This window comes from Capnocytophaga sp. oral taxon 324 str. F0483, from assembly GCF_000318315.2.
Classification (GTDB): Bacteria; Bacteroidota; Bacteroidia; order Flavobacteriales; family Flavobacteriaceae; genus Capnocytophaga; species Capnocytophaga ochracea.
Map to the genome: position 1 here is coordinate 1 of NZ_KB291494.1, position 20,538 is coordinate 20,538.

A 20,538-nucleotide genomic window follows, 5' to 3' on the forward strand; every position below is an offset into this window, starting at 1 on the left:
TGCGAGCCGCACGGGCAGATAGAGAAAAGACGAAGGAAGGGTGGGGGTACGTTGAGGTTAAGAGGGGGATTAAATTAAGGTAAAATGAATTTTTTACTTATTTATGTCTCTTTTTGGAGTTTATTCACTATTTTTGCACCCGATTTTTGGATAAAATATTAGTAAGAATAAAAAGAATCTTATTAATATTCATTGTGGTAGCGCTGTTGCTTACAACTTATGGTTGTTAGTATGTAAGCACTTACGAAGAATGTTCGACCAAGAAGGTAACAATATCAATAATAGAGAACTCGCTACTAATTATACCCTTAAAAAAATAGCAAATCAGCAAATTTGTCAATTAGCAAATTAACTTTATGTCTTTACAACAAGAAATACAAAAACGCCGTACCTTCGGCATCATCTCTCACCCCGACGCGGGAAAGACAACCCTTACCGAAAAACTCTTACTCTTCGGGGGGGCTATCCAAGAAGCTGGTGCGGTGAAATCGAATAAAATAAAGAAAGGAGCTACCTCCGACTTTATGGAGATTGAACGCCAACGCGGGATTTCCGTAGCTACTTCGGTGCTGGCTTTTAACTACAAAGAGCATAAAATAAACATCTTAGATACCCCCGGGCACAAGGATTTCGCCGAGGATACCTTCCGCACTCTCACGGCTGTGGACAGTGTAATCGTGGTTATTGACGTTGCCAAAGGGGTGGAAGAGCAAACCGAAAAACTCGTTGAGGTGTGCCGTATGCGTAATATTCCTATGATTGTGTTCATTAATAAGTTAGACCGTGAGGGGAAAGACGCCTTCGACCTGTTGGACGAAGTAGAACAGAAGTTGGGCTTAAAGGTTACTCCGCTGAGTTTCCCCATAGGGATGGGGTATGATTTCAAAGGGATTTACAACATCTGGGAGAAGAATATCAACCTTTTTTCAGGCGACAGCCGTAAGAATATAGAGGAGACTATTGCCTTCAACGATATTAACAGTCCTGAATTAGAGAAGATTATATCCGAACAATCTGCCGAGAACCTCCGTTCCGATTTGGAGTTAGTGTATGAAGTATATCCTAAATTCGATAGAGAAGCCTACCTCAAAGGAGATCAACAACCTGTATTTTTTGGCTCGGCATTGAACAATTTTGGGGTAAGAGAACTCTTGGATTGTTTTGTGGAAATTGCTCCTTCGCCACGCCCGAAAGCCAGTGAAGAGCGCATCGTAAACCCTGAAGAACCTACTTTTACGGGCTTCGTTTTCAAGATTCACGCAAATATGGACCCTAACCACCGCGACCGTTTGGCGTTTGTGAAAATTGTTTCGGGCACTTTCGAGCGTAACAAACCTTATTTACATACGCGTTTGGGTAAGAAGTTGAAGTTCTCCAGTCCGAATGCTTTCTTTGCCGAAAAGAAAGAAGTAGTGGATATCTCGTATGCGGGGGATATTGTAGGATTGCACGATACGGGGAACTTTAAGATAGGCGATACACTCACCGAAGGTGAAGTATTACATTTTAAGGGGATACCGAGCTTCTCTCCTGAGCACTTCCGCTACATTAACAATGCTGACCCACTGAAATCTAAACAATTAGAAAAAGGTATCGACCAGCTAATGGACGAAGGGGTGGCACAGCTCTTTAAGTTAGACTTCAACGGTCGCAAAGTAATTGGGACGGTAGGAGCACTCCAATACGAGGTAATTCAGTATCGATTAGAACACGAGTATGGGGCAAAGTGTAGTTATGAAAACTTCCCTATTTATAAAGCTTGTTGGGTAGAGACACCTGAAAACCCCAAAGATGCTGAGTATCTTGATTTCTTACGCGTAAAACAGAAGTTCTTAGCACGCGATAAGCAGAATCAGTTAGTCTTCTTAGCCGACTCAGCTTTCTCTATTGAGATGGTAAAACAAAAATATCCGAACTTAAAGTTGCACTTTACATCGGAGTTTGAGTAAGAAGAATTATTGATATACATAAAGTATCAGAATAGAAAAAGTTTCCTCATATTAAAATGTAGGAAACTTTTTTTGTTTATAAAGTTTATTTGCTGTACTTTTGCACCCGCAAAAAACAAAATGATGAAATACACTTTATTTATAATGCTCTTGGCTATTGCAACACCTATTTTTCCTCAGGAGGTGGAGAATGACACATTGCAGGAACTTCCTAAGACAGGAATAAAAGCCGATAGAAGAGCCCAGTTAGAGAGGGCTATTTCTAAGCTATGGGAGCTTGACCGAGAAGACCAAAGAGGTACTTTTAAATTTGTGGATTACTTACCTATGTACGTAATGCCTTTCCGTTTTACGGATAAACCTACGGAACAGCCTATAAGTTTGAACCCCGACCGCCCTATACCTGAATGGCGCGACTACCAGCACGTGGAGGTAAAATTTCAAGTGAGCTTAAAAGCTAAGATTATGCAAGATGCTTTTGGGAAGGGTGATGTGTGGGTAGCTTTCACTCAGCAATCGTATTGGCAGATGTACAACGGTGAGCTTTCACGTCCGTTTAGAGAAGTGAATTACGAACCTGAATTGATATTTACTTATCCGCTGAACCTCTCGGTGGGGAATTTTAAAATGAAAATGGCAGGACTATCCGTAAACCACCAATCTAATGGTAAAGAAGCGGCACATTCCCGCAGTTGGAACAGAATTATTTTATCAGGTATTTTCCAATGGAATGATTTAATGATTATCAGCCGTTTCTGGTGGCGTTTCTCAGAAAAGGCAAGAGAAGATGACAATCCCGATATTGAGAATTATATAGGACGTTGTGAATTGGGTATTGCTTACCCCTTCCGTAAAAGTGTTTTTAATTTGCAAGTGAGGAATAATTTAAATTTTAATCATAATCGCGGACACGTAGAGCTGAACTGGGTATATCCGCTGAGTCGCGACCTGCGTATTTTGTTGCAAGCCTCTCACGGTTATGGAGATTCCCTTATCGATTACAATTACAAACAAACTATTGTGGGAGTAGGCTTTACTTTCTTGAGTCTTTAAACAGATAAGAAGTAAGAGGTAAGAGGTAATAAAGGAAACTTTTTTTGTTTATTAAGTTTTTTTGTTATACCTTTGCCCCCGAATTTAAAGATGAGAGAGATGAAAGAAGAAATCGTGAAAAGAGCCTTAAACGACTTTATACAGTATGGGTTTAAAACCTTTACTATGGATGATTTGGCTAACAAAATGGGGATATCTAAAAAGACGCTTTACGAGTATTTTCCTTCTAAAAACGACTTGGTAGAAACTACATTAGATTACGCTTTAGAGATAAGTTGTAAAAATGCAGATATTTTTGTACAAGGAGAAGGTTCGGTGATAGAAAATGTATACCGTAACCAAAAAAAGGTTCAAGAAGTTTTTAACATCAATAGCGACCGTCCTATTTGGGAATTGAAGAAATACTATCCTAAAACATACGAACGTATGAATGTAGAGACTGCCAAGGCAGATGCGATTTTTATAGATAAAGTAATGGAAAGAGGTATACAGGAGGGACTTTTTAGAGAAGATATCAATCTTAAATTCTTTAAGATTTTCTATACGGCTGTACAACGAATGAAAGCACAATCGGAGTTATTTCCTGAAACTGAGTTTTCTTTTTGGGAAACTATTTATACTATTATAGAGTATTTTTTCAGGATACTTGTGAATGAAAAAGGGCTAAAAGAATTGGAACGAGTGCTTAAGGAGGTAAAAGGTAAAAGATAAAAGATAAAAGGTAAGTTTAATATTATAATACTAAAAATGCCAATAATACCAATCATCAGAGATGAAAAAGTAAGGTCAGCGAGAGATGGGTATCTGAATAAATAAAGTAAAAAAAAGTTATAACAGAATTAAAAGGACAATATAAATAAGCCTATTAGGCAATAGAATTATTATGAGAAAAATCATTACGAGTGCTTTGTTGTTCCTCAGTTTTATGAGCTTTGCACAGCAAAAAGAATTGACTTTAAAAGACGCTATTCGTTATGCTTTAGAGAATAAAGCGGACGCTGAGAAAGCGCGATTGGAAGTAACCAAAAGCGAATACAAAATACAAGAAGTACGCGCTAACGCACTGCCTAGTATTTCGGCTTCGGGCGGTATGGTGTACAATCCTAAGTTACAAGCTACTTATATTGATGGAAGTGCTTTTTCTTTTCTTGGAGCACCTTCGGGACCTATGAAAATGGAAATGGGGCAAAAATGGTCGGCTAATGCTGAAGCAAAACTTACCCAAGTGTTGTTTAATCAAACGGTATTTATGGGCTTGAAAGCGGCTCGTACGACACGTGAGTTTTATATGCTTAACCAACAGCTTACCGAGAATGAAATCATTGAGAAAGTAGCACAAGCCTACTACCAAGTATACCAAACCCGACAAACATTAGAAAATATAGAAAGCAATTTGGCTCTTACCGAGAAAACGGCTAATGTTGTAAAAGGGTTAAACCAATCGGGGTTGTCAAAGAAAATAGACGTTGACCGCACTACTGTGGCTGTAAATAATCTCAAATCGGCACGCCAACAAGCCCTTAATGGAGTACAACTCTCGGAGAACGCGCTTAAATATATGATAGGTATGCCGATGAGTGAAGTAATTACTTTGCCTAAAGAAGGCTTTGAAGCTAATTACGATTTGGCTTTTGAGAAAGGTAATAGCAATACTCGTATAGAGCTACAAGTACTCGAAAAACAAAAGCAACTCCTTGACCTCAATACTAAAGTACAACGTGCAGCACTTTATCCATCATTAGCGTTGCAGGCTACTTATGGTTATTTGAGTATGGGACCTAAAACACCGATTATTTACGGCAAAAAAGATAAAGTGTACGGAGCTGACTATTCGGCTATTACATTGGGAGTGAATATACCTATATTTTCGGGTTTCGGTACACGTGCTAAGATACACCAAGCACAGATAGAAAGTCAAGCGCTTGAAGCGACCCTTAAAGACACCCGTTTGGCAATGGATTTGGCTTATGAGAATGCCCACAGTCAGCTTACTAATAACCTTCTTACTATTGATTCACAAAAGGAGAATGTAAAGCTTGCAGAAGAGGTATTGCTCAACACCCAAAACAACTACCAACAAGGTTTGGCTTCCCTTACAGATTTATTGGAAGCAGAACGCTCTTTATCGGATGCTAAGAACAATTACACCAATGCTTTGTTGGACTACAAATTAGCAGAAATACAGTTGCTAAAATCACAAGGGAAGTTAGAGACAATGAAATAAGAAATCCCATAATATCTATATAAGAAAGAGACAGTACTTTTAATATTGTACTGTCTCTTTTATTTTGTTATTTGTATGTTACTTTTTCAAGTGCTCAGCTATAAGCTCTAATTCTTGGTACCACTCTTCTCCAAACTTTCTAATAAGAGCCTCTTTTACGAATTTGTAGATAGGCACTTGTAACTTTTTACCCAAGACACAAGCATCATCGCATATAGGACTCCAACGATGATAATTGACTGCTGTGAAGGAGCTGTACTCTTGTAATCGTATAGGATATAGGTGACACGATATAGGTTTCTTCCAGTCTATTTTTTTATCGTTATATGCTTGCTCGATAGCACAAAGAGCCCAACCTTTTTCATTGCGTACTACATAAGCACATTCGCCTCCATTGATGAGCGGAGTTTCCCATTCGCCGTCTTCTCCTTTGATGTATACTCCTTGCTCCTCAATAGCTGTACGACCTTCTTCGGTAAGGTAAGGAGCTACTTCGGGATAAATGCGCTTCATCACTTTTAGTTCGCTTTCTTCTACGGGTGCTCCTGCATCACCTTCTATACAGCAAGCACCTTTACAAGCATTGAGATTGCATACAAAATCGCAATCTATGATATCTTCCGAAATAATGGTATTGGCTACTTGTATCATATTTTAAACGGCTTTAATAGCTTTTTCAAAAGGAATGCGCTGAGTAATACTTCTGCCCAAAGTTACCTCATCAGTGTATTCGAGTTCGCCTCCTACGGCTATGCCTCGGGCAATGGTAGAAATGGTGATATGGTAAGGCTCTACTTGTTTGTAAATATAGAAATTGGTAGTATCGCCCTCCATTGTATTGCTCAGAGCGAGGATTAACTCAGTTACTTTACCTGTCTTTACTTTTTCTATCAGTGAGGCAATGTGTAGATTGGAAGGAGCGATGCCATCGATAGGGGATATTTTGCCTCCTAAAACGTGATACTGACCAAAGAATTGCCCTGTGTTTTCTATTGCCATTACATCTCTAAAATCTTCTACAACACAAACGACTCCCGTATCACGCATAGGGTTAGCACATATCTCACATAAATCTACATCGGAGATGTTGTGGCAGTTTTTACAGTACTGGATATGGGTGCGTAAAGCCACAATAGCTTGTGCTAATTGTAGTGATTGCTCTTTGGGTTGTTTGAGCAGGTGCAAGGCTAAACGCAAAGCCGTACGTTTGCCTATACTAGGCAATTGTGCTATTTCGTAGACGGCGTTTTCTAAGAGTTTAGATGAGAAGTCCATTTTAGGAGATAATAGTAGTTAGGGGTTAGATAGTTTGTGAGCAACTTTGGTGCAAGCCTCGTCAATAAGCTGATAGACGTTTTCGAAATCAGCTTCTGTGCCGTAATAAGGGTCGGGGATTTCGTGTTGTGTCATTCCACCCAAAGCATCAGCTAAGAAATGTACTTTAGCACGCTCTTTTTCGTTCTTAGCAAGCCGGATAACGTTTTGGTAATTGCTTTTATCCATTACGAAAATATAATCGAAAAGGGCAAAATCTTTGGCTGAGAACTGACGACCTCTAAGCATAGAGATATCTACTCCGTGTTTTTTGCCAGAGGCGATAGAACGAGTGTCAGGAGCATCGCCTACGTGATAGTTGGAGGTACCAGCTGAATCTACTTCAAAGTTATCGGAAGGGAGTTTGCTCCTCATCACGCCTTCGGCTAAAGGAGAGCGGCAAATATTGCCTAAGCAAACCATTAGTATTTTCGTTTTTTTCATATATTAAAAGAGATAAGGCTTACGCCTTAGAAATTAAACAAAGAGATTATTGGTTTTAACTTAGCCAAAGTGTGAAACTTTAGCTAAGTGTGTGACACAAAAATGTTAATTGTTACTTGTCAATTGTTAATTGAAATAGAGTCCTAATTTATCAATGTATTGCCATACTTTTTCGGGGAGGAGCGGGCGTATATTGTGTCCAGATTTGATTTCTTCACGGATAAAGGTGGCTGAGAGTTCGATGATAGGGGCGGGTACACGGGTGATATGCGGGTGCTCAGTTAAAGCTTCGGGCACTGTACCTTCTGAAATACGAGGATAGACATAAATAGGGTAATTTGCTAAAATATGCTCGTAGTTCTTCCATTTGTGAAAGCTTTTTAGGTTGTCTTCCCCCATAATTAGGGCAAAGTTAGTATTAGGGTGTTTTTCCTCTAAATAGGCTAAGGTATTAACTGTGTAATTAGGTTGTGGCAAGTGAAACTCGATGTTTGAGGCGCGTAACTTGGGATAGCTCTCTATTGCCAAATTGACCATTTCCAATCGCAAGTGATTGTCTAATAACGATTGTTTTTCTTTAAACGGATTTTGAGGTGTTACCACAAACCACAGTTCGTTCATTGCACTGTGTTCTACCAAATGATTGGCGATAATGAGATGCCCTATATGAATAGGGTTAAACGAGCCAAAGAATAAGCCTATTTGTTTTTTCATCGGTTGATAAAATCGGTTACTATGCGCTCAGCCTCTTGTAGGGCTTGTTGTAGATTATCGTTTTTGATAATCACATCAAACTGATGAGCAGTTGCCATTTCTTGTTCGGCTTTGTTGAGACGCATTTGTATTTTCTCCTCTGTTTCGGTCTTACGGTTGCGCAAGCGTTCTTCTAAGGCAATAAGGCTTGGCGGTTCAACAAATACTGCTAAGGTTTGCTCTGGATATTGTTGTTTGAGGCGGAGACCTCCTGCGACATCAATATCGAATATCACATTCTTTCCCTTTGCCCATAGGCGTTCTACTTCTGATTTTAATGTGCCGTAATAACAACCTGTGTATACCTCTTCCCATTCCATAAATTCGTTGTGCTGAACACGTTTTTTGAATTCATCAGCAGAAAGGAAATAGTATTCTTTGCCGTGTTGTTCTTCACCACGAGGAGCACGAGAAGTAGCCGAAATAGAAAAGGCTAAGTTTAGTTTTTTGAGCGAGAGTAAATGCCTCACTATGGTAGTTTTGCCGCTCCCAGAAGGAGCTGAGAAAATAATTAGTTTGTTCATTTTTTAATTAGCAAATTGGTAAATTAGCAGGTTATAATACGTTTAGAACTTGTTCTTTAATCTTTTCGAGTTCGTCTTTCATTTGGACTACTAACTGTTGCATAGGGGCGAAGTTAGCTTTTGAACCTAAGGTATTGATTTCTCTGCCTATTTCTTGTGCAATAAAACTCAATTTACGTCCGTTAGAATCTTCGCTGTGAAGGGTTTCGAGAAAATAGTCTAAGTGTTTTTTGAGTCGGATTTTTTCTTCTGTGATGTCCAATTTTTCTAAGTAGAAAATGAGTTCTTGCTCAAAGCGGTTGGCGTCTACATTTTGGATATCAGCTACCGCTTTTTCCAAGCGTTCGCGAATGAGCGCTAAGCGTTCACTGTCGAGAGCTTGTACCTCTTGCAGTAAGCTATCGATGTTACTAATACGCAAAACGAAGTCTTTTTCTAAAACTTTACCTTCTTGAATGCGGAAGGATTGCAAATCGGTAATGGCGAGGCTGATATGTTCGAAAATAGCTGAAAGTTCTTCTTCGGAAACGCTTTCGGTAGTGGTTTGTAAGGCATCGGGCATACGTACTGCCATTTTTAGCAGTTCGGTAAGGTCACCATCAACAATGGCACGCATTTGCTCGATATAGGATTTTACGATATTAGGATTGATTTTAGAGGGGGTTTGTGTGCCTGTATTTTCTACAAAGATACTAAAATCTACTTTCCCGCGTAAGAGCTGCTCGGCAATGAGTTTACGGAAATCGAGTTCTTTTTCGCGATACGCTTGCGGAATACGTGTATTGATATCAATACTCTTACTGTTTAGGGATTTGATTTCTATACTAATATGTTTATCGGTGAGAGATAGTACGCTCTTGCCAAAGCCTGTCATTGACTGTATCATAATATCGTTTTTGAAAATAAGTGCAAAGGTATAAAATAATTAGTAATTGACAATATTTGTGAGGTGAGTATGTTTATAAAATTTCATCAAGACTTTTATTTCATCAATACGTTTGGTTTGTATCGGTGAATTAAGAATCGCAAATAACAAATAACGGAAATAATGCTAATGTTGGTTAGAATTAGCAAAGCTAATCAAGAGTTGAACTAAATTATTGATTATAAACCTCCCCCCAGCCCCCTCCAAAGGGGGAGATGTGACGCAAAAACGACTATGAGGTTGTAAATCAGAGACAATCATTTCTGAAACCTTTATTCACATTAGCAATTAGCTGTTTATTGATACGTTTTATAAGATCTGCACCTTCGTAAATGAAACCTGTATAGAGCTGGATAAGTGAGGCTCCTGCTTCTAACTTTTCGAGGGCATCGGTTTCACTAAATATTCCTCCAACGCCAATGATGGGAAATGCGTGGTTGCTCTTTTCACTTAGAAAACGTATTACCTCAGTGGAGCGATTTTTTAGAGGTTTCCCACTAAGTCCGCCGGTTTCTTTTTGATTATCGGATACTAACCCTTCTCTACCAATCGTGGTATTGGTAGCAATTACGCCTGCAATATGAGTTTCTTGTACGATTTCAATAATATCTAACAGTTGTTCGTCGGTAAGGTCAGGGGCGATTTTTAAAAGGATAGGCTTAGGGTTTTTATGAGTTAGGTTTGTGTTTTGCAAAGTGCTTAAAAGCTGTTTTAGAGGTTCTTTTTCTTGTAATGTACGCAAATTTGGAGTATTGGGAGAACTTACATTTACTACAAAATAATCGACATAATTGAAGAGTTGTTCAAAACAAATCAGGTAGTCGTTTACGGCTTCTTCATTTGGGGTGGTTTTATTTTTACCAATATTTCCTCCTATCAGTACATTGGTATTCTTTTTAAGGCGCTTTACAGCAGCTTCAACTCCTTCGTTGTTAAAGCCCATACGGTTTATAATTCCTTGGTCTTCTATGAGTCTGAACAATCGCTTTTTTGGGTTCCCTGGTTGTGGTTTAGGGGTAATGGTTCCAATTTCGATAAAACCAAAACCTAAATTGGCTAATTCTTTGTACAATTTAGCATCTTTATCTAAACCTGCGGCTAATCCTATGGGATTTTTGAAGTGTAGCCCAAAGACTTCGCGATGTAGAGAAGGGTGTTCCACATTGTATATTTTGCGAATGAGCAAAGGTACTAAGGGGATTTTGTGAATAAACTTTAAGTATTTAAATGTAAAGTGATGAGCTTTCTCGGGGTCGAGACTGAAAAGGAATGGGCGAATGAATAGCTTATACATATCTTGGAATTTGAGAAAAAGGGTTAAGATTAGGGTTGTGCCATAAAATTGCGCAAGGCTTCTATGGTCTCGGCTTCGTTCTCAATATATACTAAATGTCCGCCTGAAAGCAGGGTATAGCTTGCACCTGCTTTTTGGGCTAATGCTATCAAACTATCGGAAGGGATAAGAGCGTCTTTTTTACCCATAATGATATGCTTTTTAGCGGTTAGTTGTTCGAATAGTTCAGTGCGGTCGGGGCGTTGTTTCATTCCTAAGGAAGCTGCTTTGATACCTTCGTTAGGGGTGCGCATTGCTATATCGATTAGTTTGTTGAGCGCGGATTTCATCAGCGTTTTGTTTTCGTCGCTAAATAGGTTTGTAACGGCAGTGCGTACGAAGAGTTCTTTCTCTTTATCGATTACTTTCAGCACTCGGTCTCTATTTACTTTTTTCTCTGGGGAATCGGGTAGGGTAGTGGAGTTTAACAACACTATTCCTTCTACTTTTTTGGGGAATAATTCAGCAAAAGCTAAGGCTACATAACCTCCCATTGAGTGCCCCACGATGGTGCAATGTTCTATTTCTTCTTTTAGTAAGATATCGTTTACTTGGTTTGCCATCATTTCCATTGTGTGTACTGGGGCGATAGTGGGGGTCTGCCCGTGCCCTAAAAGGTCGATGGATAGTGTGAAATATTCGGTAGAGAGAGCTCTAGTAATAGGTTGCCATATAGTATGGTCTTCTAAAAAGCCGTGAAGGAAGACAATTGTCTTATTCTTTCTTTTTCCTTCTTTTTGATAAAAAGACTGTTTCATTGTGATAATTAGTTTGTTAGGTGCTTTTTTGGGTTTGTTTTGCTATTGTTGTAAAAGCTTGATAGTTAAGAGATAGATATAGAAAGCTTATAGGAAGCTTATACGAATCTTGGACGATAGATATAGAAAAGCTATACGAATGATATAAGGTAGTAATCCCTATTCTAATTTCGTTTTATATAAGATATATTTCGTTTTGAGAGATAAAGTGCTTTTTAGAACTGTTTAATAGGAGGTTATTCTCTTGGAAAAGAGGTGTTTAGTAATCGTTCTTTACTCAGTACGACGCCTCCTTCGTCAGCTCCTTGTCCGCCTGCGTAGTTTACCCAATTAACGGTTTTCCAATGAGGGGCAACAGTAACGATGCGGGTAGAGCCAAAAGCCATATAGTAAGTAGTTTTAATGCCTTCGTGGCGGACGTCCATACCAGCTTGTATGCCTACTTTGGCGTTGGGGGTACTTGGGTCGAGACGTACCTCTACTTGCATATACACGCCTTCGACTTTGCTGGGGGTGAACTCCCCCACAGGTTTCATAAGTTTAGAACCAAAGTGGTTTACTAATATTTTGGCATCATACCATTTGCCGTCGTATTTTCCTGATTTGGCGATAGGGATAGTGGAATAGTTTTTTTCTTGTATTACTTTAATCTTCCCATTGCCTGCTTCTGTTACGATATCTTTATAATATGTAGCCGCCCACGTGATAGGGGCTTGGTCGGTAATATCAGTTTCAGGAAAATGAACTCTCCGCCATACGTTTTCACCTTTGTAAAGCACGTAGAAGCGAAAGTTTTTTACATTTATCAAAGCGTTAGGGTTCTGATTGTTCTTTTCAGAAAATAGCACCCCCCAAAGGTTGTACAATTCAAAATATCGGTTTTCGTTAGGGTACTTGCAGTAGCCTTCTTTGCCATAAAGCCCCCAATAACAACTTTTATAAATGATTTTGTTGTGATTAAGAGACGCAAAATTTAAGGCAGCCCCGATAGATATATTACCTCCTTTTTCGAACAATCTGTTGGAAGTATTACTATAACCATTGAAAATGAAGGGAGTGTTGTCACTAAAATTTGTGTCGTGCCCTGCTTCGGTATTGCGCATAGCTTGTTGTAGCATTTGTTGGGAATGCTCAGAAAGGTTATTGCTGTTGCTGTCTTTATTACAGCTTATCAGTGTAATAACCGAGAAAATGATACTATAAGAGAGAATGTTTTTCATTTGTTGTGATTATAGATTGTTGAGATATACGCGACAAAGGTACAAATAATTAATCATTTAATACTATAAGTATGATGAAAAAAATATACCTTTGCAATTTGTTAGTAATGTTGATACAAACAACGATGGGAAATATTTATTTAATACCGAACTTATTAGGGGGTGTTGCTCTTGATGTATTGCCAGCACAGGTGGCAAATGTAGTGCAATCACTTACTTATTTTGTAGTAGAAAACGAAAAGTCGGCAAGGAAGTTTATCAAGCTCGTTACTCCGGACAAGGTGCAAGCAGATTTAAAAATAGTTGTGATAGATAAGCACCATCAGGATACTGACTATCAGAGTTTTCTAACCCCTTGTATGGAAGGACACTCGATAGGGATTATCTCGGAGGCAGGTTGCCCAGGGATAGCCGACCCAGGAGCTGATATAGTGCGGGTGGCTCACCAAAAAGGACTGAAAGTGATTCCGCTGGTAGGACCTTCTTCGTTGTTACTGGCAATGATGGCGAGTGGACTTAATGGGCAGAATTTTGCTTTTAACGGATATCTCCCTATTGATAAACAAGAGCGAAAGAAGGCACTTAAAACCTTAGAGCGCAAAGCACGAGAAGGACAGTCGCAACTATTTATAGAAACGCCTTACCGCAATAAGCAGATGCTTACTGACTTGATAGAGACATTACAAGCTAATACTCTTTTATGCGTGGCTTGTGATATTACGCTTCCTACTGAAGAAATTAAAACACTCCCTGTGCATCGTTGGAAGAAAACGAATATTGATGTGCAGAAGAGACCTACTATTTTTATTATAGGGAGCTAAAATGATATGTAACTTTATAGAAAAAGGCTATCTGAGATTCTTCTCAGATAGCCTTTTTTGTAAATTCTTATTGTACTGGCATTGAAGAAACAGCTGCCGCTGTTGCAAAAACAGTAGCTAAAAGAATAAGGATAACAAGCCCAATTAAAGAGAGCACAAGCCCTGCAATGGCTAATCCTTTAGGAGTTTTAGTAACACCTATACCTGAAAGGACAAGTCCTAAAAGCCAGATAATCCACCCTAAAACAGGAACCCAACCTAAGAATACAGCTATTAAAGCTAATACGAAACCAGCGGTGCCTATTCCGTTGCTCTTAGAGGAGTTTTGAATAATGATAGTTGGGTTGTTTTCTTTAGCAGTTTGCTGTTCTTGAGAAACAGATTGCTCTTGTGTTGAAGTTGTATTTTCTTCCATAAAAAACTGAAAATTAAAATTACTCCCTACTCTGTTAAAGGCTTTTCGGGGTGTCGCCTTTTGCTATTTAAAATCGGTTGCAAAGATATGAAATATTATGATATGAAGGAAATTATTTTAACAAAAAATTAAGTTTTCTTTTATAACAAGTGTTTTTTCCACTCTTTCCAATGGTATATCTTGGCGTAGATATACAATAAAAGAGGGAAGCAGAGCAATAGAGGAGCCCATACACTGAAGCCTAAAGAGGGTTCTGAGACATCACGCAAGACGGAAGGAACTTGGAAAACTGTCCAGTCGGAAGTTACTAAAAGAGCTGTAAAAAGGTTGTTGGCGGTGTGAAACCCTAAGGCTAATTCTAAGCCATCGTCCATTAAGGTAGTGATACCTAAGAACAAGCCTGTACCTATGTAATAGATAAGCAAGCTGTATCCTAATTTTTCTACCTCGGGGTTGGCAATGTGCATTAGTCCGAAGGTGATAGAGGTAAAAAGCAAAGGAAACCACGCATTACGCATTACGAGTCCTAAGCCTTGCATTAGGTAGCCACGAAAGAATATTTCTTCAAAAGCGGTTTGCAGAGGAATGAATAGCACTACTATCACGAGTAGTTTTAAGAAAGGTATCCACTGAAAATTCCAAATATAATCATCGGGGTTAAAAAATAAGTAGTCGATACAAGTTATGCCTATGGTTACGCTTCCCCACAACAAGAAAGCAAACCAAAAACGCTTCCAACTGATACGGGGTCGCGCTGTAATAAGTGTTACCAAAGGCTGGCGATGTATGAACTTCACCCATAGTAACAATAACCCTAAGAAGATAGCAAAGACAACTAAGTTCTCAAACAAGAATTGTAATTCACCTTTTTGGGCAATTTCCGACTGTATAAGTGCAGAAGTATCAAAAAACTGTGCTGCTAAAAAGTTCAACCCTGTAAAGGCAAAGAACAGGGTTGGAACTATAATGTAAAGCCATTTAGGACTCTGTGACAATCTTCCGTTTTTAAGATACATAGCTTTATTGTGTAATGATTCCTATTTCGGCATACGATACTCTATTGGTATCATCTACAGTTTGGGTAGCGGTAAGCTTGATATAACGGGCTTTCTCGGCAGGGAAGGTAATGCGTTGTTCAATAGGATTATTCTTGATATTGCCAAATTCTCCCTCACTTAGCTTCTTCCAATGAACATTATCAGTACTCACTTCAAAAATATAATGACTGATAGTGCCTTCAGCCCAGCGGTCCTGTGAAGGCAAATAGGTAAATCCTTTTAGGTTTAACAGCTCTCCTAAATCAATAGTAATGGCAGTGGGTGTATTGCCCTTTTCTTGAGCAAACCACGTATTAGGTTTTTCATCAATTACTTTCTGGATATCAGAGGAAGCAGAAGATAACACTTTCCACTTTGCTTTGGGGATATCCAATGCGTAAGAAGCTACTTCACTGTACAATTGCTGCTTGCCGTCATAGGCTACAAATTTTAAAGAAGTAGGCTGAGTAACGGGGAAAGGAGCTGTATAACGCAACGACTGTTCAGTAGGCTGACTGCCGTCTAAAGTATAGTAAATTTCAGTTTCGGTATCAGCGGGAGTGAGGGTTATTTGACCATTCTTATCACGAGAAAGCTGAGGAGTTACCAATAACACAGGTGCATTGTATAACCCTATATTGCTAATCAATGGCGAACCTTTAGCTTCTAAAACTGTGAAACGAACCTTAGTAGCCGTTACTGATGGGAAGCGTAGTAATCGCTTGTAGCCAATAGTTGTTTGTTCATCTATAGTTTTCCATTTGCCATCTTTTTGGTATTCTAATTTAAACTTCTTTACACGTTGCCCCAATGGGATATACTCTTGTGCCATAAAGCGGTTGAAGGTAGTAGGCTTGGTAAAGTTTAGTTCTATAGAAGCTTCTGTTACTCCTTCGTCGGTTGTCCAATAGGTGTTTTTATCAGTATCGGTAGTTTTTTCAGGTTTAAATTGCTTGTTATTTTTACGAATATTAGAAGCCGTTACAGAGGCTTCAGTTACGAGGTTACGTGCAAAATCTGCTTCTATAACTTTTTTGAATTCCATAAGTCTCTTGATGTCATTTTCGTGTACTAAGCCACGTCTATCCACGGGAAGATTGAGTAATAAGTTGTAACCGCGACCTACTGAAGCGTAGTATATATCTACCATTTTTTCTAATGGACGCACTTGGTGGTCTTCTCGTGCGTGGTAATACCAACCTGGGCGAATAGATACATCAGCTTCAGCAGGAATCCAATTTACGCCATTTTCATCGCCTTCACCCAAATGATGTAAGTGGTCTTTTCCTTGTAAAGAAGGGTTAGAGGTAAAAGGATTCCAGTTAGTAGGAGTACCGAAGCCTTTTTCATTACCTATCCAGCGAATATCCGGACCTTCATCACCAAAGATAGTAGCGTTAGGCTGCAATTCGTGTACTATGGCAAATGTTTTATCCCACTGATAATAAGTATGAGCATCAATAGTACGAGTTTCGTTAGCTCCACCGTAATAACCTGAACCACCGTTGGCACCGTCAAACCATACTTCAAATATTTCACCGTAATAGGTAAGCAATTCTCGTAGTTGGTTATGGAAATAGGTTACGTAGGCTTCTCTGCCATACTCAGCGTGGTTTCTATCCCAAGGTGATAAATATACTCCAAATTTAAGTCCTGCTTTGTGGCAAGCATCGGAAAGTTCTCTAATTACATCGCCTTTACCGTTTTTCCAGGGTGAGTTTTTTACAGAGTGCTCAGTGTACTTTGATGGCCATAAGCAGAAACCATCGTGGTGCTTAGCCGTGATAATAACACCTTTCATACCAGCGTCTTTAATCACTTTCACCCACTGATTTACATCTAATTCAGTAGGGTTGAATAAAACAGGGTCTTCGCCACCTGTGCCCCATTCCATATCGGTAAAGGTGTTCATATTGAAGTGGATAAAAGCATAATATTCCATCTCGTGCCACGGTAACTGACGTGCGGAAGGAATAGCTCCCACTGACTTGGGTGCTTCAATACTTTTGCAAGCCACCATACATAAAGTGGTGGCTAATAAGACTAATTTTTTCATTGTGTACAGTATTTAAACTTCTTTGTTATAAAGTTTTCATAAGTGGTGCAAAGATATAGAATATTTTTTTACTATCAAAATAAAATTCTAAAGATTGCATCTCGTACTAATATCTCAATAAAATTATTTTAACTTTTCTCTTGTGTTACTAAATAAAAAAGAGACTATTCTCTTATGAAAATAGTCTCTTAAATGTGTTTTTCTTTTCTCTTACTGATTAGAGAACTTCTGTATCGCTTCTTCTAAAACATCATACACTCGGTCTAATTGAGCATCTGTGATGATGTAAGGGGGCAAAATGTAGATAATATTTCCCACCGGACGCAGTATTACGCCTTCTGAGATAAAGAAGTTGTACAGTTTATCCCTGAATGAGCCGTAGTAGTCAGTATTTTGAGAGGTTTTGAGGTCGAATGCCAAAATAACACCTAAGGTACGTGCATTCTCTACCGATGGATATTTCGCAATACGGGCTAAAAACTCCTGATGACGGCGTGCAATACGTTTTAAGTTGGCTTGCATTTCGTCACTTTCCAATATGCGAATAGCTTCTAAGGCAATCGCACAGCCCGTGGGGTTTGCCGTAAAGGTATGTCCGTGGAAAAGAGCTTTGTTCACGTCTTCACTGTAAAAACCGTCGAATATCTCTTGGGTAGCAGTAGTTACCGCAAGCGGAATCGTTCCTCCTGTAAGAGCTTTCGATAAGCACATAATATCGGGTTTATGAGTGAGATAGTCCGAAGCAAAAGTGCGTCCTGTACGCCCGAAGCCTGTCATTACCTCGTCGGCAATGGTAATCACACCATTTTCTTGTGCGATATGAATCAGCTTGTCTAAGGCTTCTGGTTCATAGATTTGCATTCCTGAGGCTCCTTGTACTAAGGCTTCAAATATAAAGGCGGCAGGGTGATGTTCAGCAATCACTTCTTTTAGTTTTTTAGCAGCTTCATCGCTTCCTTTTTTGGGTAACGGTATGCGCACTACTTTCAACAAATGTTCTTTAAAAGCATCAGTAAAGAATGAAATACCCGAAGCTGCCATAGCGGCAAAGGTATCTCCGTGAAATGCATCTTCAAAAGCAACTACCGTAAAGCGTTTCTCGCCTTTATTGAAAAAGTACTGTAACGCCATCTTGATACCTACTTCCACTGCTGTCGAACCGTTGTCCGAGAAGAATACTTTCTGTTGGTTTTTAGGCAGGATACTGATGAGCTTTTCAGCAAGCTCTACCGCAGGTCGGTGTGTAAAGCCACCAAAGAGCACGTGCTCTAATTGGGTGAGTTGTTTGTAGGCAGCTTGGGCTAATCGCTCGTTGCTATGCCCATAGGGGTTCACCCACCAACTGGCAATGGCATCTATGTATTCTTTGCCGTCCTCGTCCCAAAGGAGAGCATCTTTTCCTTTCACAATTCCGATAGGTTTGGCAGCCGTTTGATGTTGGGTATACGGGTGCCACAAATGTTTTTCGTCTCGCTGTTGTAAATTCATTTTTTCGATTGTATAATGGTTTTGGTTATAATATCTTTTTCTATATTCCAGCCTCTCGCCGGACTGTATTCGCGCCCGTACAAGATGATTTGCACGTGCAGTTTGTTCCATTTTTCTTTGGGAAAGAGTCGTTTGGCATCTTTCTCTGTTTGCACTACCGAACTACCGTCGGAAAGCTTCCAGCGGTGCATCAGTCGGTGTATATGGGTATCAACGGGGAAGGTCGGAATACCAAAGGCTTGTGCAAGAACAACGCTGGCAGTTTTATGTCCTACTGAGGGGAGAGCCTCTAAAGCCTCAAAGGTTTGAGGAACTTCGCCGTTGTATTTGTCTATGAGTATTTGGGAAAGCCCGTGAATACCTTTAGATTTCATAGGGGCAAGCCCTAAGGGTTTGATAATCTCCTGTATTTCCTCTACCGAAAGTAGTACCATATCATACGGATTGTCCGCCTTGCTAAATAGAATAGGCGTGATTTGGTTCACCCGTGCATCGGTAGTTTGTGCCGATAAGAGTACGGCTATCAGTAGCGTATAAGGGTCTTTGTGTTGTAGGGGTATAGTAATTTCAGGATAGATACTTTCCAGTGTATCGATGATAAAGTTTACTTTTTCAGCTTTTTTCATTTCTCTTTTCTAATAAAACAACATTCTCTACGTGGTAGGTTTGTGGGAACATATCCACGGGCTGAACTTTGGTTACTTTATAAGTTACATCAAGCAAGGAAAGGTCTCGCGCTTGCGTTGCACTATTGCAACTTACATATACTATCTTTTTGGGGGCTATTTGAAGAATTTTAGCTACTACATCTTTGTGCATACCGTCGCGAGGAGGGTCGGTGATAATCACATCAGGGGTGCCGTTTTCTTCTATAAAAGTGTCGTTGAAAATGTTTTTCATATCTCCCACGTAAAAAGTAACATTCTCAATACCATTGGCAAAAGCATTGTCTTTGGCATCTGCTATAGCTTCTGGTACAGCTTCTACCCCTATCACTTTTTTCGCTTTTTTCGCTACAAATTGCGCAATAGTGCCCGTCCCTGTATAAAGGTCGTACACTAATTCATCGCCCTTTAAATCGGCAAAGTTACGAGCTACTTGGTACAGCTTGTACGCTTGTGCCGAGTTAGTTTGGTAAAACGACTTGGCGTTGATTTTAAATCGCAACCCTTCCATTTCCTCATAAATACAGTCAGTACCTTTATAGCAAATAAGTTCTTGGTCATAAATAGCATCGTTGCCTTTGCTATTGATACAGTATTGCAAAGAGGTAATCATCGGGAATGTCTCTGCAATATGGTCGAGGAGCAGTGTAATTTTAGGGTCGTTGCGGAAGAACTGTATCACTACCATTATTTGCCCAATGGAGCTAATGCGTATCATCATAGTACGCAATAAGCCTGTTTGTTGTCTCGGGCTGTAAAAAGGCATTTCGTTCGCCAAGGCAAAACGCTTTATCTCCAACCGTATCGCGTTAGAGGGGTCGGCTTGCAAGTAACATTTGTCTATGTCTAAAATCTTGTCCCAAGCTCCTGCTATGTGAAAACCTAAGGCATTCCGATTGTCTATTTCGTCAGCTTTCTTAATTTCATCGGGAGTGAGCCAGCGCATATCCGAAAAAGAAAACTCCATTTTGTTGCGGTAGTAATAAGTCTCGTCAGAGCCTATGATAGGCATTACAGCAGGAATTTCTATCCTGCCCAACCGTACTAAGTTGTTTTCTACTTCTTTCTGCTTGTAAAATAGCTGACTTTGGTAGTTCATATCTTGCCATTTGCAACCGCCACAATAGCCAAAGTGAGAACATACGGGCGTTACTCGTTGTTCTGATAGTTGGTGATATTTAGTTACAAAACCTTCATAATAAGCCGATTTCTTCTTGGTGGTCTGCACATCTACTACATCACCAGGAATAGCGTTACTTATAAATATCACACGTCCGTCAGGGGCTTTAGCAATGCTTTTGCCTTTGGCCCCTGCATCAATCACGGTTACATTTTCAATGGTTATATGCTTATTTTTGCTCATTATGGGTGCAAAGGTACAAAATAATTGCGAATTACAAATGCTCTCATTATATTCAAACTCCCTCCAAGATTCTCCAATATTTCCACTAACCTACTAATTTTCTAATGATTCCTTCTTCTTTCCGTCATACTTCTCCCTATTGCCTATGGCCTAAGGCCTAGCGCCTTTTCTCTTTCTTTCGCCTCGAAACCCCGTT

The 20,538-nt window shown here is 39.6% G+C and carries 20 protein-coding genes; 5 read left to right on the plus strand and 15 right to left on the minus strand.

The genetic code is table 11. The annotated features are described in order from the left end of the window. Positions 1 to 356 precede the first annotated feature (356 nt). The 4 genes from HMPREF9072_RS02400 (at position 357) to HMPREF9072_RS02415 (ending at position 5,226) form a co-directional block, all read left to right on the plus strand. Positions 357 to 1,949, plus strand: a complete 1,593-nt coding sequence (locus tag HMPREF9072_RS02400; protein WP_009410348.1) for a peptide chain release factor 3 — start codon at positions 357 to 359, stop codon at positions 1,947 to 1,949. 120 nt (positions 1,950 to 2,069) lie between these two features. Further along, positions 2,070 to 3,002: a phospholipase A gene (locus tag HMPREF9072_RS02405; RefSeq protein WP_009410349.1), complete on the plus strand. Its 933-nt coding sequence runs from the start codon at positions 2,070 to 2,072 to the stop codon at positions 3,000 to 3,002. 99 nt (positions 3,003 to 3,101) lie between these two features. After that, on the plus strand, positions 3,102 to 3,713 hold the full coding sequence (locus HMPREF9072_RS02410) for a TetR/AcrR family transcriptional regulator (RefSeq protein ID WP_198143954.1): 612 nt from the start codon (positions 3,102 to 3,104) through the stop codon (positions 3,711 to 3,713). Positions 3,714 to 3,885: 172 nt separating this feature from the next. After that, complete coding sequence (locus HMPREF9072_RS02415; protein ID WP_009410351.1) at positions 3,886 to 5,226, plus strand: TolC family protein; 1,341 nt, start codon at positions 3,886 to 3,888, stop codon at positions 5,224 to 5,226. A gap of 78 nt (positions 5,227 to 5,304) precedes the next feature. Here HMPREF9072_RS02415 and HMPREF9072_RS02420 read toward each other — a convergent pair whose 3' ends face one another. The 9 genes from HMPREF9072_RS02420 to HMPREF9072_RS02460 all read right to left on the minus strand — a co-directional run bounded on the left by HMPREF9072_RS02420 (position 5,305) and on the right by HMPREF9072_RS02460 (position 12,497). Then, a complete protein-coding gene (locus tag HMPREF9072_RS02420; RefSeq protein ID WP_009410352.1) occupies positions 5,305 to 5,877 on the minus strand; it encodes a DUF3109 family protein in 573 nt (190 codons plus the stop codon). Positions 5,878 to 5,880: 3 nt separating this feature from the next. Beyond that, positions 5,881 to 6,501, minus strand: a complete 621-nt coding sequence (recR, locus tag HMPREF9072_RS02425; protein ID WP_009410353.1) for a recombination mediator RecR — start codon at positions 6,499 to 6,501, stop codon at positions 5,881 to 5,883. Positions 6,502 to 6,519: 18 nt separating this feature from the next. Beyond that, the gene (locus HMPREF9072_RS02430) at positions 6,520 to 6,984 is read right to left on the minus strand and encodes a low molecular weight protein-tyrosine-phosphatase (protein WP_009410354.1); all 465 of its coding nucleotides are present in this window, start codon (positions 6,982 to 6,984) and stop codon (positions 6,520 to 6,522) included. Positions 6,985 to 7,110: 126 nt separating this feature from the next. After that, positions 7,111 to 7,698 (minus strand): nicotinate (nicotinamide) nucleotide adenylyltransferase, encoded by a 588-nt coding sequence (nadD, locus tag HMPREF9072_RS02435; RefSeq protein ID WP_002672598.1) that lies wholly within the window; start codon positions 7,696 to 7,698, stop codon positions 7,111 to 7,113. Beyond that, entirely contained in the window at positions 7,695 to 8,261 is a 567-nt protein-coding gene (gene gmk, locus HMPREF9072_RS02440) for a guanylate kinase (RefSeq protein WP_009410355.1), read from the minus strand. The genes nadD and gmk overlap by 4 nt, the downstream gene beginning before the upstream one ends. A gap of 31 nt (positions 8,262 to 8,292) precedes the next feature. Then, positions 8,293 to 9,147, minus strand: coding sequence for a YicC/YloC family endoribonuclease (locus HMPREF9072_RS02445; protein ID WP_009410356.1), 855 nt, complete (start codon positions 9,145 to 9,147; stop codon positions 8,293 to 8,295). 286 nt (positions 9,148 to 9,433) lie between these two features. Then, on the minus strand, positions 9,434 to 10,480 hold the full coding sequence (locus HMPREF9072_RS02450; protein ID WP_009410357.1) for a quinone-dependent dihydroorotate dehydrogenase: 1,047 nt from the start codon (positions 10,478 to 10,480) through the stop codon (positions 9,434 to 9,436). Between the two features lie 29 nt (positions 10,481 to 10,509). Beyond that, the gene (locus HMPREF9072_RS02455) at positions 10,510 to 11,277 is read right to left on the minus strand and encodes an alpha/beta fold hydrolase (RefSeq protein ID WP_009410358.1); all 768 of its coding nucleotides are present in this window, start codon (positions 11,275 to 11,277) and stop codon (positions 10,510 to 10,512) included. Positions 11,278 to 11,513: 236 nt separating this feature from the next. Next, positions 11,514 to 12,497 carry a hypothetical protein gene (locus tag HMPREF9072_RS02460; protein WP_034566058.1) on the minus strand — a complete coding sequence of 328 codons (984 nt, stop codon included), beginning with the start codon at positions 12,495 to 12,497 and terminating at the stop codon, positions 11,514 to 11,516. A gap of 71 nt (positions 12,498 to 12,568) precedes the next feature. Between HMPREF9072_RS02460 and HMPREF9072_RS02465 the strand changes: the two genes are divergently transcribed. Beyond that, positions 12,569 to 13,318 (plus strand): SAM-dependent methyltransferase, encoded by a 750-nt coding sequence (locus HMPREF9072_RS02465; protein WP_009410360.1) that lies wholly within the window; start codon positions 12,569 to 12,571, stop codon positions 13,316 to 13,318. Between the two features lie 67 nt (positions 13,319 to 13,385). Here the strand turns inward: HMPREF9072_RS02465 and HMPREF9072_RS02470 are convergent, their stop codons facing one another. The 6 genes from HMPREF9072_RS02470 to rlmD all read right to left on the minus strand — a co-directional run bounded on the left by HMPREF9072_RS02470 (position 13,386) and on the right by rlmD (position 20,342). Continuing rightward, on the minus strand, positions 13,386 to 13,733 hold the full coding sequence (locus HMPREF9072_RS02470; RefSeq protein WP_009410361.1) for a hypothetical protein: 348 nt from the start codon (positions 13,731 to 13,733) through the stop codon (positions 13,386 to 13,388). A 140-nt stretch (positions 13,734 to 13,873) separates the two neighbouring features. After that, positions 13,874 to 14,749: a CPBP family intramembrane glutamic endopeptidase gene (locus tag HMPREF9072_RS02475; protein ID WP_009410362.1), complete on the minus strand. Its 876-nt coding sequence runs from the start codon at positions 14,747 to 14,749 to the stop codon at positions 13,874 to 13,876. 4 nt (positions 14,750 to 14,753) lie between these two features. Beyond that, positions 14,754 to 16,826: an alpha-L-fucosidase gene (locus tag HMPREF9072_RS02480; protein ID WP_009410363.1), complete on the minus strand. Its 2,073-nt coding sequence runs from the start codon at positions 16,824 to 16,826 to the stop codon at positions 14,754 to 14,756. Positions 16,827 to 17,036: 210 nt separating this feature from the next. Further along, positions 17,037 to 18,314, minus strand: a complete 1,278-nt coding sequence (gene bioA / locus HMPREF9072_RS02485; RefSeq protein ID WP_009410364.1) for an adenosylmethionine--8-amino-7-oxononanoate transaminase — start codon at positions 18,312 to 18,314, stop codon at positions 17,037 to 17,039. Further along, positions 18,311 to 18,940 carry an endonuclease III gene (nth, locus tag HMPREF9072_RS02490; protein ID WP_009410365.1) on the minus strand — a complete coding sequence of 210 codons (630 nt, stop codon included), beginning with the start codon at positions 18,938 to 18,940 and terminating at the stop codon, positions 18,311 to 18,313. The genes bioA and nth overlap by 4 nt, the downstream gene beginning before the upstream one ends. Continuing rightward, positions 18,927 to 20,342 carry a 23S rRNA (uracil(1939)-C(5))-methyltransferase RlmD gene (rlmD, locus tag HMPREF9072_RS02495; RefSeq protein WP_009410366.1) on the minus strand — a complete coding sequence of 472 codons (1,416 nt, stop codon included), beginning with the start codon at positions 20,340 to 20,342 and terminating at the stop codon, positions 18,927 to 18,929. Before rlmD ends, nth begins: the two co-directional genes overlap by 14 nt. Between the last annotated feature and the right edge of the window lie 196 nt (positions 20,343 to 20,538).

What these genes read in the sequence shown, in the direction of transcription:
- HMPREF9072_RS02400 (WP_009410348.1), top strand. Translation starts at nt 357, where the DNA reads ATGTCTTTACAACAAGAAATACAAAAACGCCGTACCTTCGGCATCATC.
- HMPREF9072_RS02405 (WP_009410349.1), top strand. Translation starts at nt 2,070, where the DNA reads ATGATGAAATACACTTTATTTATAATGCTCTTGGCTATTGCAACACCT.
- HMPREF9072_RS02410 (WP_198143954.1), top strand. Translation starts at nt 3,102, where the DNA reads ATGAAAGAAGAAATCGTGAAAAGAGCCTTAAACGACTTTATACAGTAT.
- HMPREF9072_RS02415 (WP_009410351.1), top strand. Translation starts at nt 3,886, where the DNA reads ATGAGAAAAATCATTACGAGTGCTTTGTTGTTCCTCAGTTTTATGAGC.
- HMPREF9072_RS02420 (WP_009410352.1), bottom strand. Translation starts at nt 5,877, where the DNA reads ATGATACAAGTAGCCAATACCATTATTTCGGAAGATATCATAGATTGC.
- recR (WP_009410353.1), bottom strand. Translation starts at nt 6,501, where the DNA reads ATGGACTTCTCATCTAAACTCTTAGAAAACGCCGTCTACGAAATAGCA.
- HMPREF9072_RS02430 (WP_009410354.1), bottom strand. Translation starts at nt 6,984, where the DNA reads ATGAAAAAAACGAAAATACTAATGGTTTGCTTAGGCAATATTTGCCGC.
- nadD (WP_002672598.1), bottom strand. Translation starts at nt 7,698, where the DNA reads ATGAAAAAACAAATAGGCTTATTCTTTGGCTCGTTTAACCCTATTCAT.
- gmk (WP_009410355.1), bottom strand. Translation starts at nt 8,261, where the DNA reads ATGAACAAACTAATTATTTTCTCAGCTCCTTCTGGGAGCGGCAAAACT.
- HMPREF9072_RS02445 (WP_009410356.1), bottom strand. Translation starts at nt 9,147, where the DNA reads ATGATACAGTCAATGACAGGCTTTGGCAAGAGCGTACTATCTCTCACC.
- HMPREF9072_RS02450 (WP_009410357.1), bottom strand. Translation starts at nt 10,480, where the DNA reads ATGTATAAGCTATTCATTCGCCCATTCCTTTTCAGTCTCGACCCCGAG.
- HMPREF9072_RS02455 (WP_009410358.1), bottom strand. Translation starts at nt 11,277, where the DNA reads ATGAAACAGTCTTTTTATCAAAAAGAAGGAAAAAGAAAGAATAAGACA.
- HMPREF9072_RS02460 (WP_034566058.1), bottom strand. Translation starts at nt 12,497, where the DNA reads ATGAAAAACATTCTCTCTTATAGTATCATTTTCTCGGTTATTACACTG.
- HMPREF9072_RS02465 (WP_009410360.1), top strand. Translation starts at nt 12,569, where the DNA reads ATGATGAAAAAAATATACCTTTGCAATTTGTTAGTAATGTTGATACAA.
- HMPREF9072_RS02470 (WP_009410361.1), bottom strand. Translation starts at nt 13,733, where the DNA reads ATGGAAGAAAATACAACTTCAACACAAGAGCAATCTGTTTCTCAAGAA.
- HMPREF9072_RS02475 (WP_009410362.1), bottom strand. Translation starts at nt 14,749, where the DNA reads ATGTATCTTAAAAACGGAAGATTGTCACAGAGTCCTAAATGGCTTTAC.
- HMPREF9072_RS02480 (WP_009410363.1), bottom strand. Translation starts at nt 16,826, where the DNA reads ATGAAAAAATTAGTCTTATTAGCCACCACTTTATGTATGGTGGCTTGC.
- bioA (WP_009410364.1), bottom strand. Translation starts at nt 18,314, where the DNA reads ATGAATTTACAACAGCGAGACGAAAAACATTTGTGGCACCCGTATACC.
- nth (WP_009410365.1), bottom strand. Translation starts at nt 18,940, where the DNA reads ATGAAAAAAGCTGAAAAAGTAAACTTTATCATCGATACACTGGAAAGT.
- rlmD (WP_009410366.1), bottom strand. Translation starts at nt 20,342, where the DNA reads ATGAGCAAAAATAAGCATATAACCATTGAAAATGTAACCGTGATTGAT.